Consider the following 13,095-nt stretch of genomic DNA (forward strand, 5'->3'; position numbering starts at 1 on the left):
GGTGTGTGTTTGCTTTGATAAGCCTACAGCAGAAACACACCCCTGCTAACCGCTCGTCCCTCCGCGCCCCCTCTCGAGAGGGGATTTTGTTCAATCGGTGCTTAAGTTGACGGCTATGCTCCCAGGGGGAGGGAATTAAAAATCTTTCGAATACTTCTGGTGATAACACCGATCACAAGCTAAAGATTTGAGCCCCATCCGCGTAATCAAAAAAATCAACGGTTAATAAGCGTATTCCTTCCCCTTAAGATGATAGTCAACTGGTAGCTGTCGTTTTTCAAATAATTCGTAAGCCGGTTTGAGGTTGCGCCAAAAGGCATCCTGTTTGTAAGCCGCATAGCGCTTTAAGTTTGCATCATCCATCCGGAAAGGGAAAATATCAACACGGACCTGCTTTTGGCCGGCTGCAAATGCCTCGTAAACCAGCGTGTAAATTTCTTCTATCCGTGCATCGGTCATGGCATAGCAACCTATAGAGGCACAATGCCCATGTACCATGATGGCACTGCCGGTATAACCTTTAGCTTTATCAACCGTATTAGGATAGCCTACATTAATAGCCAGGTAATAGTTACTTACCGGGTTTAGTTGTTTGGGCTCTATAGTATATAAGCCTTCCGGGCTTTTACCGTCGCCACTGCGGGTTTTGGTACCTAACCCGCCGGAGTAGGTGCATACGTCATAAGTTTTAAAGAGCTGGTATTTATTAGCCGATTTTACCCATACTTCAAGTACGCTGATGTCTTTGATAATACGGAGGTATACTGAGCCATAGGGGGCAAAGCCTTTATCTTTAAGTTCTTTCTGAAGTTTAGGCCATATTTTAAGACGTACATCGTTAGCTCTTTTGCTGTCGGGGATTTCAGTTTTGTGAAGTGCTGCCAATATAATTAATAGCAGCAATGTAATTGGTTTAGGCATTGGTCAGGTTTTTAACTATAATTATAGTTAACGGAGTTGTTGGAAGGAAATTATGTAGGAGGGGAGATTTTTTGTTGGCTAAAAATGCAGGTTATAATCTCCATGTCATTGCGAGCGCAGCGCGGCAATCGCACGGATGCATAGCCGCTCTGTATAGCATGCGATTGCTTCGTCGTCCCTCCTCGCAATGACATTTTTTGTTGTAAGCAGTTGGTTCTATATCCCCAGCACCTGTTTCAACTTTACATACCCTGTTTTACTTACCGGGATTTTAGCGCCTGATTTCAGGATGGCCAGGTGCGCGTCTTTTTCGTATGGGTCGATACGGGTGATCTGCTGTATGGCTACGATGTAGGAGCGATGAACACGAACAAAATGATTAGGATCAAGGGTTTGCTCAAAAAAGCTCATGGTTTTGTTTTTGAGATACGAGCCTTCTTTGGTGATCACACTTACATAATCATCATCGGCCTGCAAATACTCAACATCGGCAACCGGGATGATCTTTACCTTGGTGCCGGTTTTAACCACAATACGCTCATGCTGGGCAGGCGACTGGGTAGCGGCAGTTTCCAGCAACTCTTCCGTTTGTTTAACAGCAGGTTTTGGCGTGGCTGAGGCCAGGAATTTTTCAACCGCCTTATTAAAACGTTCTTTGCTGAAGGGTTTTAATAAATAGTCGACCGCGTGGGCTTCAAAAGCTTTGATGGCGTATTCGTCAAATGCGGTAGCAAATATTACGGCAGGAGGCTGTTCAACCAGTTCCAACATTTCGAAGCCGGTAATTTTGGGCATCTGGATATCTAAAAAAACCAGGTCGGGCTGGTGCTGTTGAATGGCTTTAAGGCCTTCAAAGCCGTCGTTACATTCCTGTATCAGTTCAATGTCTTTAAAATCAAGCAGGTATTCCCTTACAACCATGCGGGCTAAAGGTTCATCATCAATAATTAAAGCTCGCTTCATAGTTGCGGTATTTTTATAATGGTAGTATACAGATCATCGCTCGCATGGGTTTCCATTAAATCATTGCGGGCATACAGCAAATATAATCGCCGTTGCACTCCCCGCAAACCAAAACCTGTACCTTTTTTTGGTTTCGATGTTTGCGGATCGTAAGGGTTCTGTACCATTAAGTTCAGATAGCCATCCTCAATTTCACCGCGAATGCTCACGGTAACTTCGCCTATGGTGTCGTACAGACCAAATTTAATGGCATTTTCAACCAAAGGCTGTAACAGCATAGATGGCAGTATGGCGGTTCCGCATTTGGGATCACAGCTTATTTCGGTTTGTAAACGGTGACCAAAACGTACTTTCTCTATATCGAGATATAGGTTAAGATGTGCAAGTTCTTCCGTTAAGCTAACCTGCAGCTGATCGTCCTTCTTAAGCGTTCCGCGTAAAAAATCGGATAGCTGGTGGATCATCCTGCGGGCCTCATCAGGCTTAAAGCCAATAAGCGCATTGATAGAGTTAAGACTATTAAACAGGAAGTGGGGCTGCAGTTGCTGCCTCAAATTATATAATTCGGCTTCGCGGGCAAGCTGCTCGGCCTCGGTTTTACGTTTCAGCGTTTCTTTCTGGTCGAGTTGCGAAAACCACAGCAGGCTGATCATGGCCATCCAGCCTATAGCCAAAAAGTCGGTAAAAAAGCGGATGATTAACGACTGGGCCAGGAAGCCGGTGTAGATCGTGTCGCTGTTAATTAGGGGTAACAGGTAGCGGCAGCCGGCTGTGCAGATCCCTGCAAGTGCTACACACCATATAAACAGGTTAATGTAGCTTCCCTTGCCCGGTTGATAGTAACGTAAGTTATTGTTGATAAGCCAGCATGCGCATGAAAGCAATATGGCGCTCAACAAGCCATCGGTGGCGGCGGTGAACCATAAAAACCCAAAACTATGGATGATGTAAGTTTGCAGTGCGGCCCAGGCCACACCGCATATTACAAATGCCGCGTATAGTTTTGATGATTGTATTGATGGAACTTCCAAAACGGGTTGCTTTCTTGTGGTTTAAGGTTTAATTTCTGATGCCCAATAAGGCCGACTTATGATGCGCCCAGGCAATGTACAGGTCGGCATCGGGTGTTTCATGTATGTTGTAGTATAGCTCGGTGCCGTCGGTAAGTTCACCAAGCTGGTTAAGTTCGGCCACATCTATAAATTGCCATTTAACGGTTTGCTTTTCAATGTTTTTAAAGCTATCCTGGTTGGCGTGACCTATCCGGTTGGCTTTTTCATAAGCCACCAGTTCATTATCTGCACTGATCAATCTTAATTGCTCATCAAATTGCGCCTGATGGTCGCCATCCCCGCTTATCACCCTGAAAACTAATTTTGCTACGTACCAGTTCATGTTGTTTATGCTTTTCGTAATTAGCTGCCTTAATTAATAACTGCGGATATCTACCCCCGCGAATATGGATACCCCTTTAAGTACCAGCACCTTTTCGCTGCCTACGCTTGCGGTGCTCCTGATGCGTTTATCATCAACACTGGCAAAAACCGCTGCCAGGTCAGATACTACCTGCCAGTTTGATGGCACAATAATTTTAGTGCCGCCGAAGATCTGGGTGATGTCGATGATGATACGGCCATTAATATCTGCCTGCGTAAAATCAAGTTCGGCACCGCCAAATATGTTTACGATATCGCCACCGCGGAACTGTTTGGAAAGGATTGTTTTGTTAACCCCGCCAAAAATGGATACGGTATCGATATAATCATCGCCGGAGTATTTGGTGTTGTATTGCTGCTGTTTTTGAGCGTAGGGATCAACCGGAGGGATCGGGTCGCCTTCATCTTTTACGGTGTAGTCAACCACAGGCTCTGTTTTTTCAAATTGAAAAGGCTCTTTTTTATCCCAGTTGGTCCATTTTTCTCCTTTGAAATCGTTTTTCCACTGCTGCGGATCAAAATGTTTGTTGCGTCTTAATATCAGCCACATGCCAAAGCCGATTACAGCCAGGGGGCCAACTATCCGATCGGAATTGTTAATGTTCTGGGTGATCAGGAATATAGTACCTAAAGCTACCAGCAATACCCACGATGCTTTTTTGTAATTATGCTTTGCACCTATGTATATCCCCCAAAAGATAAGCCATAAGGGCCACAGGGAAAGATGAGCGGGTATGAAAAAAATTCGGAATTGCTGAAGTAGCAATATGCCGCCTACAGCAAGTAAAATGATCCCGGCAACAGATTTGCCTTTGTTGGGATCTTTTGGATGTTCTATATCGTTGTTCATTGTATTATCTGCAAATTAAAATCATATCCAAAACTAAGGTAACATTATAGTTGAGCCAAACAAAAATTGGCGATGTATTTAAAGAAATCGGTAAAAGGGGAGGTTTTGGCGGTGAAAAAGTTGCGGGTGATTATTTATCATCCGGCAAAAATAAAAAAATGTATGTTGCGACGGTTTTTATCGGGAAAATTAGGCATGGCTTTATCCCGGCAAATAAATCTTCGGGGCTGAATAAGCGGATGGCAGAATATCCAAAAGAATTAAAATGCAAATAATCAACGTTCAAATTAGGTTTTATCGCGGGTGTTCAATTTTTGAAAAACGGGTGTTCAGCTTTTATTTCCTGAATATCTATGTTGTTGATTATCAGTATGTATTTGTTCAAATAGGGCCAATTGATGATAAATACTAAAATACAAATGGTTGATTATTAGTCATTTGTATTTTATAAAAATAACCAGGTGTTTACACCTAAAAAAGTTGAACACTAAGCTAACATAGGTTGAGGGGTTGGATTTTAGATTATAGCTATCATTAGTATAAACAAAAAGCCGGGGCTTTTTAAAAATGCCCCGGCTTTGATATATATGATGGATGGTTGAGTTTAAGCTTCGGTTTTGGGTTGCTCAAAATCAAAGTGTTGTTTAGCTTTTTCGTTCTTTTCCCAGAAGTCCCTGTCGGCTTGTTTGGCAGGCCTGATGGCTATCCAGGTGCCAAGCAGCATAAGGGCTATTGGCCAGGTTATGCGGTCGGCGTCATTAACGTTATCGTTTACCAGGAATATCAGGCCTAACAGTATCATGAAGATCCATGATGGTTTCTTGAAGTCGTGTTTAGCACCCATGTAAGCGCCCCAGGCTATGAACCACATTGGCCAGCTAAAAAGCCAGTCGGGAATAAGGAAGGCATTAAGCTGATCTATCAGAAATAAACCACCGGCTGCCAGTAAAATTATTCCTAACATGATCTTGCCATTTCTTTTGTTTTCGGTGTTTATTATATCATTGTTCATCGCTTTAAGTTTTAATGTTACCCAAATCTACAGCGATGGGACAGGCAGGTCAATCAATTGTTGGCGATGTAAGGGGAGATGTCGGTAAAGTGGGGGATAAAGGCGGTGAAAAAGAAGCGGAGCGGCAAGAGCCAGGAAGTCAAGAGTCAAGAAGCAAGATATAGAAAGCGGCAAGAGGTCAAGATGAAAGAAACAAAATAAGAAAAATGAGATTAGCGTTGATAAGATCGAATTGTTATTTCTGACGAACAGGTGGCGGAAGTGTAATGGCGTGAGGCGAAATCTTATACGCCCCACTATTAAACCATGTACTGCGCTTTGCAGGCCGTATGACAACCTTTTTAATAAAAAAGAACCCTCTCCAAAGGAGAGGGCAGGGTGAGGTCTTATTCTGGTTCCTGTTGGCTCAGGCAGTGGAAACTGCCCAGGCCCCAGATAATGTCGGTGCTGTCAATGCCGACAACCTTGCGGTCGGGGAAGCATTGGGTCAATATGTCAAGCGCTTTATCGTCGTTCTTTGAACGGTAGGTAGGCACTATTACCGCTGAATTGGCAATGTAAAAGTTGGCGTATGAAGCCGGCAGACGGGTATCTTCATAAATCACTGCATCAGGCATGGGCAATTCAACAATGTTTAGCTGTTTGCCGTTAAGCAGGCGCATGGTTTGTAATGTTTCGAGGTTTTCCTGAAGGATGTGGTAGTTCTCATCATTCTTATCTTCCTCAACAACGGTAACAACCGTATCCTCGTTTACAAAGCGGGTGATGTCGTCGATATGGCCATCGGTATCATCGCCTATGATGCCATCGCCCAGCCAAAAGACCTGTTCTGCACCGTAATAGTTTTGCAGGTAGGCTTCAATTTGTTGCTGGCTGAGTTGTGGATTACGGTTTTTGTTAAGCAGGCAGGCAGTAGTAGTCAAAATAGTACCTTTGCCGTTAAAATCAACTGATCCGCCTTCCATTACAATGCCGGGGTTAAATACCGGCAGGCCAAAGTGGTTACCTATTTTGGTCGGGATCACATCGTCCAGGTCAAATGGAGGATATTTACCGCCCCATGCGTTATAACCCCAGTCTACAATAGCTTTTTGACTTGTAGTCGGGTTGATCAAAAACGCCGGACCGTGGTCGCGGCACCAGGCGTCGTTGGTCGGGAATTCAAAGATCTCTATTTTGTTAAGATCAACACCTGCGTTTTGCAACTGGAAAATCACCGAGGCTTTCATATCAGCATCAGTCACGTTAATGCGTACCAGTTCGCCTTCGGTAACAATCTTTATAAACTCAATGTAAGGCGCGTAAATGGTATCGATCTTGCCAGGCCATGATGCCTCTTTGTGAGGCCAGCTTAGCCAGGTAGCCGTATGTTTGGCCCACTCGGCGGGAAAAGAAAAGCCTTGCGAGGCGGGTGTTAATATGGTTGATATTTGTTGGCTCATAATTTGGTTAATGCAAATGTAATAAACAGCATGTCATTGCGAGCGTAGCGCGGCAATCGCATACTATACAGAGTGACCCTGTACTGCGTGCGATTGCTTCGTCGTTCCTCCTCGCAATGACATGTGGGAGACGGGTTAGTCCTCGTCTAACAAGCGTTTAGTTATCGGCTGATAGCTGTCTATTCTTCTGTCACGTAAAAACGGCCAGTGACTCCTGTAGTAATCAGATTTATCCAGATCAAGCTCTTGTACTACTACTTCCTCATCGTTATGTGATGTTTGGTGTATAATAGCACCAAATGGGTTAGCAAAGAACGAACCGCCCCAGAATTTTACACCGGCTTCCTCGCCAACACGGTTCACGCTTACTACGTGTATACCATTAGCTACCGCATGCGAACGTTGAATGGTTTGCCACGCGTTGTATTGCTCAACGTTGGTTGCTTCATCTTGTGTAGTAGCCCAGCCGATAGCGGTTGGGTAAAATAATATATCGGCACCCATTAAAGCGGTAATACGCGCTGCTTCAGGGTACCATTGGTCCCAGCAGATCAATACACCTACACGGGCAAATTTGGTGTTGAATACTTTGTACCCCAAATCGCCGGGAGTGAAGTAAAATTTTTCGTAAAAGCCCGGATCATCAGGAATATGCATTTTCCGATATTTGCCTAAATAGCTTCCATCAGCATCAAGCACCGCGGTTGTATTGTGATAAACACCCTGAGCACGTTTTTCAAACAGTGAAGCAATGATCACCACGTTAAGCTCGGCAGCAACTTTTGAAAGTTCATCGGTTGATGGGCCGGGAATAGCTTCGGCCAGCTTAAAATTGTCGTAATTTTCTTCATCGCAAAAATAAAGCGAGGTAAAAAGTTCCTGTAAACAAACTATTTGCGCGCCTTTAGCAGCCGCTTCCCTTACTTTAACAATTGCTTTCTGCAGGTTCTGCTCTTTATCAGCAGTACAGCTCATTTGTACTAAACCAACTTTTACTTTACTCATCTCCAAAAAATTTGCGCAAAAATAACACTTTGTAACAAGGATTTCACCCATTTAATATTATGATTACACTCAGTTGAAAGTACGATTACACTGGTGTGAGATTGCCTTTGCCATTTTACATTGCTCCCTCCCCGAAATAATAACCTGATTTACTGGTTTTAATGTTTCTGAAAACAAAATGAAGAAAAATTGTTAATTGACTATCCCGTACATCCAAATAAAAAAATAACATAGCTTTGCAGCCGAATGACACAAACAGAAGATCTCATTGACGAAGGTGCCGAACATAAAACCTGGAAAGGTAAGCTTTGGGGCGTTATAAAAGTAATCCTTATTATCGTAGTAACCGGCGGCTTGCTTTACTATGTATTCAGTAAGGTTCCGTTTGCGAAAATTAAATATCGTTTAGTCCATGCCGACCGCGCCTGGCTAACCGCCGCTATAGTCTGTTATATCGGGTCGATGTTTTTTTCATCATGGCGGTTATTGAGCTATTTCAAATCCATCGGTTTGCGGTTAGACTGGCGCTTCAACCTGCGCCTGTATTTTCTTGGCTTGTGCTATAATGTGCTATTGCCAGGCGGTATCGGCGGCGATGGTTACAAAATTTACCTGCTGCACAAACGCTATCATTTGCCTACAAAAAAAGTGTTCTGGGCCATCCTGTTTGACAGGCTTAGCGGCTTTTGGGCCATAGGGGCCATTGTAGTTGGTTTGGTGATTTTAATACCAAGTTTCCCCTATCACCTGGCCTGGCCGCTTGGTATAGTATCGGTTGGTTCTGTGATCTATTACGCTGTAGCCCGCAAATTTTTTAAAGAATATACCCACAACTTTATACAGGCACATTTAAAAGCTATAGGTGTACAAAGCATGCAGTTGCTCGCCATTGTTTGCTTACTGCTTGCGCAGGACTTTAACGGTAAATTTGCTCCATATCTGCTGTCATTTCTTTTCTCATCGCTGGCTGCAATTATTCCGTTCAGTTTGGGAGGCGGAGGCGTCCGCGATGCATTGTTCCTTACACTGGCCCGTCAGTTTAACCTGGCCGAAGATATGGCAGTTTATTTGAGCTTGGGGTTTTACCTCATCTCAATTATCGTAGCTTTATTGGGAGTGTATTATGTATTAGCTCCTAAGCGGCTGGATGCTAGGCTTAAAAAAGGCGAAGAACCAAAATTGGAAAATCACCCGATAGAAGAATAATATTCTGCCTCAGTTTTAATTTCAGAATAATAAACTGAAACTTGTTTTCATGGCAACCATCTGCTAAACTTGGCGTTGTATTATAAATCGCAAGTTATCAATGAGCCATTTTAATGATTTTAATAATCCGCAAGTTGCGGCATTGCCCGGTCATTTAAAACAATTTATTGTCGACCAGCACTACGAGCATTATACGCCTATCGATCATGCGGTGTGGCGCTATGTCATGCGTCAAAATTATAGTTATCTAAAGGATGTCGCTTACTACCCGTACATTCCCGGCTTGCAAAAAGCAGGTTTAACTATTGAACATATTCCCAATTTACAGGAGATGAATGATGCCCTCGGCAAAATTGGCTGGGGTGCTGTTACGGTCGACGGCTTTATCCCGCCGGCGGCCTTTATGGAGTATCAGGCTTACAGGGTGCTGGTTATAGCTGCGGACATTCGCCAGTTAAAACATATTGAATATACCCCGGCGCCCGATATCATCCACGAGTCGGCGGGGCATGCGCCCATTATTGCCGATAAGGATTATCATGAATATCTGAGCTATTTTGGATCGATAGGGGCCAAGGCCATGTTTTCGGCACAGGATTTTGAGCTTTATGAGGCTATCCGGGCTTTATCGATATTAAAAGAAATGCCCGATGCCGATGAACAGGAAATCCTTAAAGCCGAAGAGCTGGTAACTTATTGCCAGGAGAATATGGGTGAACCTTCGGAAATGGCGTTGCTAAGCCGCTTACACTGGTGGACGGTAGAGTATGGCTTAATAGGCACTCTTGAACAGCCAAAAATCTATGGTGCAGGCCTGCTTTCCTCAATCGGCGAAAGTTCAACGTGTATGAATAAAGATGTTCAAAAGCTATGGTATACTATTGACGCTGTTAAATATCCTTATGATATCACCAAGCCACAGCCCCAGCTTTTTGTAACCCCCGATTTTCAGAACCTGATCAGCGTGCTGGAAGAGTTTGCCAATACCATGGCTTTCAGAAAAGGTGGTGCTTACGGATTAAACAAGGCTGTTGAAAGTAAGAACATCTGTACGGCTGTTTACAGTTCGGGCTTGCAGGTTTCGGGTAACATTACCGATTTTAAGACAGATGCAGGCGGCAAAGCTTATTTTATAAAAACCACCGGCCCCACCGCGCTGGCCCTAAGCAATAAACAGTTAAAAGGCCATGGTAAAGATTATCATAAGGATGGTTTCAGTTCGCCGGTTGGTAAATTGAAAGGCAGCGGTATTGCTTTAGAAGATTTTTCGGAAGAAGATTTAAAAACGGCAGGCATAGTAAAAGGGCAGCACGCGGAATTGCATTTTGAAAGCGGCATTACAGTAAAAGGTATGGTGAAAAATATTCTTTCGCCAAAGGATAAGATCTGCCTGGTCACTTTCAACGATGTAACCGTTACTGATGATAATGGAATGGTATTGTTTGATCCGGCCTGGGGTGTTTATGATATGGCTGTTGGCGAGGAAGTTGTTTCGGTATTTTGCGGCGCCGCAGATAGGGAAGCTTACGAAACCATTGTTTTTAAATCAAAGACAGAAACGCATCATGCTGTGCATGATCATAAAACCAAAGAACTGCACAAGCTTTACCAGCAAGTACGCAATTGCCGCGTTAACCATGGGGATTATGGTTTTTTAGGCAATGTATGGCAGCAACTCCAAAAAGATCATCATGACGATTGGCTTTGTGCCCTTGAGATCCTGGAAATACTCGATCACGAAAACGTAGACTCAGAATTAGCCGCCGAGATCAAACATTTTTTGGAGCAAAAAGGAAGTAATGAGCCTGAATACGGCAAGCTCATCAGCGATGGCTTTTACCTGATCAAGCACCCGGTTGAGCAAAAATTGGTAGTTTAGCGTTGATTTATCATCTTAGAGGATAAATCACGCGTCATTGCGGGGAACGAGGCAAGGACGCGTGAAAAATGAAAATTAATAATAAATAATCATTCCCCCTTTAGGGGGGTAGGGGGCATATGAACATTATAATAACCGGCGCCAGCAGCGGCGTGGGCTTTGAAGCCGTAATTGAACTGATACTATCAGGTAGCCACAAGGTAATAGCACTGGCCCGTTCACAGGATAAGCTGGAGCGTTTGTTGGAGATAGCCCACGGCTTAAACCCCGATTGCCAGTTGTTTGCCTTAAAGTTTGACATTGTACATGACGATTATGAAGGCTTACAGCATTTTGTAGCATCGCATTTTGATAACCGGGTTGATATTTTAATCAATAATGCAGGTGTGCTCATCAATAAACCTTTTACCGAATTGCTCGAATCGGATTTTGTAGAGATGCTGCAAAGCAACTTTATTGGCCATGTGCGCGCTATCCAGGCTTTAGTACCTTTAATGCCTTCCGGGTCACATATCCTTAATATTGGCAGTATGGGCGGCTTTCAAGGGAGTGCTAAATTTCCGGGCCTTGCGGCTTATTCGGCAAGTAAATCAGCTTTGCATACACTAACCGAGTGTTTGGCCCAGGAATTTACTGAACAAGGTGTTAAAGTAAATTGCCTGGCTTTAGGATCGGCACAAACCGAGATGCTGGAACAAGCTTTCCCGGGTTATCAATCGCCGGTAATGGCATTTGAAATGGGAAAATATATCGCCGATTTTGCCTTAACCGGGAGCAAATTTTTTAACGGAAAAATAATACCTGTAGCAGCAACTACCCCTTGAAATATTAGATAATATTGCAAACATTTTTTATAACTTAGTTATTATAACTATGTTATACCTGCCGCGTATGGACACAAGGTTTACGTCACTCTTTACTCATTCAAAAGATATTTTTTTTGTCATGGATATGAATGGCGTGATCATGCATACCAATCATGCTTTTCGTAATACTCTTAACTATAGCGATGAGGAATTAACGGGTATAAATATTGAAGCTATATGCCATCCGGCAGATAAAGAACGCCAGACAGAGTCACAAAACAGCCTTCTGCTTAATAAAAAATTAGTTGGCTATCAAAGCCGTATTAAAGCTAAAGACGGGTGTTACTTTAGTATTATCTGGTCGGTAATACTGAATGAGGATGATAACCTGATTTATTCGAGCGGGAATACACTGGCCGGCATGATTGGCCAATCAGAAGATGATATTGTTCAACATACTATTCAAAGCCTCAATGAAGGCTTTATTGTACTTGATGCCAACTGGGATATAATTTCCTTTAATCCGGCGTTCCAGGCTATGACTAACCTTAGTTTAACCGAACTTGCTGAGGCCAATTTTATGGAGATTAAAAGTCTTGGTTTAACTGAATCGGTAGAGAGCGAGTTTCAACTTTCGTTAACCTGCAAAAAATCCATACAGGTACAATATTTAAATGCCTATTCAAACAGCTGGCTTCGGATCAATATATACCCTTATCAGGATCAGCTGGCTGTTTTTATACGTGATATAACGGAAATAAAAATGCAGGAATGGGTATTGGAGCTTGAAAAGAAGGTGCTGGAATTAAACGCGATGTCACAATATACGCTGGCGCAATCTGCTACCGAGCTGCTTATGGGAATTGAAAGGATCTTCCCGGATATGATCTGTTCTGTTTTGGAAGTTGACGATAAGCAGGAGAAATTACATACGCTTGCCGGTCCGCGGTTGCCACAGGCTTACAGTAATCAACTGGAAGGTTTATCAATAGGGCCCAATGTAGGATCGTGCGGTACGTCGGCATTTCACCGTAAGCAGGTTATAGTAAGCGACATTGAAAACGACCCGCTTTGGGCTGATTATGTTGGTCTTGCTAAACCGTACGGACTAAAGGCTTGCTGGTCGTCGCCTGTAATGAGTTCGAAAAACTCAAAGGTTCTGGCTGTATTTGGCATTTATTACCATACCATGCGTAAGCCAAATAAGGAGGAGTTAAATATCATTGAACGCACGGTGAATATTTTGAGGGTGTTGATAGAAAGTAAAAAAACCGAAGATAACATACGCGAGCAAAACCACAGGCTGCAAACCATAGCCAATATCAGTTCGCACGAATTGCGTAAGCCGGTAGCTACTATTTTGGGTTTAGTTAATCTGTTTGATAACGATGATCTGCAAAACCCACTCAACAAGGAGATCATCGAGCATATTGATACTACATCGCAGCAACTTGACGGGGTTATTCATTCTATTGTGGAAAGAACCGCGTATATTAAGGCATTCGGGGCTGATGCGTAACTGCGAGTTTTAATCAATGGTTATATTTTTTACATCTTAAAGTAGGTAATTGTGTA

13 protein-coding genes are annotated in these 13,095 nt (G+C 43.3%); 5 read left to right on the forward strand and 8 right to left on the reverse strand.

Going from position 1 to position 13,095, the window contains the following annotated elements; genetic code table 11:
- Nucleotides 1-222 precede the first annotated feature (222 nt).
- The 5 genes from ACP26M_RS00685 to ACP26M_RS00705 form a co-directional block, all read right to left on the reverse strand.
- On the reverse strand, nt 223-921 hold the full coding sequence (locus ACP26M_RS00685) for a L,D-transpeptidase family protein (protein WP_426585253.1): 699 nt from the start codon (nt 919-921) through the stop codon (nt 223-225).
- Nucleotides 922-1,137: 216 nt separating this feature from the next.
- Nucleotides 1,138-1,884, reverse strand: a complete 747-nt coding sequence (locus ACP26M_RS00690; protein ID WP_091166727.1) for a LytR/AlgR family response regulator transcription factor — start codon at nt 1,882-1,884, stop codon at nt 1,138-1,140.
- A complete protein-coding gene (locus ACP26M_RS00695; RefSeq protein ID WP_426585256.1) occupies nt 1,881-2,915 on the reverse strand; it encodes a sensor histidine kinase in 1,035 nt (344 codons plus the stop codon). Before ACP26M_RS00695 ends, ACP26M_RS00690 begins: the two co-directional genes overlap by 4 nt.
- A 28-nt stretch (nt 2,916-2,943) precedes the next feature.
- Nucleotides 2,944-3,279, reverse strand: coding sequence for a DUF4288 domain-containing protein (locus ACP26M_RS00700; protein WP_110583047.1), 336 nt, complete (start codon nt 3,277-3,279; stop codon nt 2,944-2,946).
- A 33-nt stretch (nt 3,280-3,312) separates the two neighbouring features.
- A complete protein-coding gene (locus ACP26M_RS00705) occupies nt 3,313-4,170 on the reverse strand; it encodes a LiaF transmembrane domain-containing protein (protein WP_426585258.1) in 858 nt (285 codons plus the stop codon).
- Nucleotides 4,171-4,220: 50 nt separating this feature from the next.
- On the opposite strand from ACP26M_RS00705, the gene ACP26M_RS00710 reads away from it, so the two are divergent.
- The gene (locus ACP26M_RS00710; protein WP_426585260.1) at nt 4,221-4,445 is read left to right on the forward strand and encodes a hypothetical protein; all 225 of its coding nucleotides are present in this window, start codon (nt 4,221-4,223) and stop codon (nt 4,443-4,445) included.
- Between the two features lie 329 nt (nt 4,446-4,774).
- On the opposite strand, the gene ACP26M_RS00715 is transcribed toward ACP26M_RS00710, so the two are convergent.
- The 3 genes from ACP26M_RS00715 to ACP26M_RS00725 all read right to left on the reverse strand — a co-directional run bounded on the left by ACP26M_RS00715 (nt 4,775) and on the right by ACP26M_RS00725 (nt 7,629).
- Complete coding sequence (locus tag ACP26M_RS00715; protein ID WP_426585262.1) at nt 4,775-5,182, reverse strand: LiaF transmembrane domain-containing protein; 408 nt, start codon at nt 5,180-5,182, stop codon at nt 4,775-4,777.
- A gap of 386 nt (nt 5,183-5,568) precedes the next feature.
- Nucleotides 5,569-6,624: an agmatine deiminase family protein gene (locus tag ACP26M_RS00720; protein ID WP_426585264.1), complete on the reverse strand. Its 1,056-nt coding sequence runs from the start codon at nt 6,622-6,624 to the stop codon at nt 5,569-5,571.
- 135 nt (nt 6,625-6,759) lie between these two features.
- Nucleotides 6,760-7,629 carry a carbon-nitrogen hydrolase gene (locus tag ACP26M_RS00725; RefSeq protein ID WP_426585266.1) on the reverse strand — a complete coding sequence of 290 codons (870 nt, stop codon included), beginning with the start codon at nt 7,627-7,629 and terminating at the stop codon, nt 6,760-6,762.
- Nucleotides 7,630-7,875: 246 nt separating this feature from the next.
- Here ACP26M_RS00725 and ACP26M_RS00730 point away from each other — a divergent pair, with 246 nt between their 5' ends.
- From ACP26M_RS00730 to ACP26M_RS00745, 4 genes are all read left to right on the forward strand, one after another.
- A complete protein-coding gene (locus tag ACP26M_RS00730; protein ID WP_426585268.1) occupies nt 7,876-8,835 on the forward strand; it encodes a lysylphosphatidylglycerol synthase transmembrane domain-containing protein in 960 nt (319 codons plus the stop codon).
- A gap of 100 nt (nt 8,836-8,935) precedes the next feature.
- A complete protein-coding gene (locus ACP26M_RS00735; RefSeq protein WP_426585270.1) occupies nt 8,936-10,714 on the forward strand; it encodes an aromatic amino acid hydroxylase in 1,779 nt (592 codons plus the stop codon).
- A 119-nt stretch (nt 10,715-10,833) separates the two neighbouring features.
- Entirely contained in the window at nt 10,834-11,538 is a 705-nt protein-coding gene (locus ACP26M_RS00740; protein WP_426585272.1) for an SDR family NAD(P)-dependent oxidoreductase, read from the forward strand.
- A 67-nt stretch (nt 11,539-11,605) separates the two neighbouring features.
- The gene (locus ACP26M_RS00745) at nt 11,606-13,039 is read left to right on the forward strand and encodes a PAS domain S-box protein (RefSeq protein WP_426585274.1); all 1,434 of its coding nucleotides are present in this window, start codon (nt 11,606-11,608) and stop codon (nt 13,037-13,039) included.
- Nucleotides 13,040-13,095 lie beyond the last annotated feature (56 nt).

This window comes from Mucilaginibacter sp. R-33, assembly GCF_049949235.1.
Taxonomy (GTDB): Bacteria; Bacteroidota; Bacteroidia; order Sphingobacteriales; family Sphingobacteriaceae; genus Mucilaginibacter.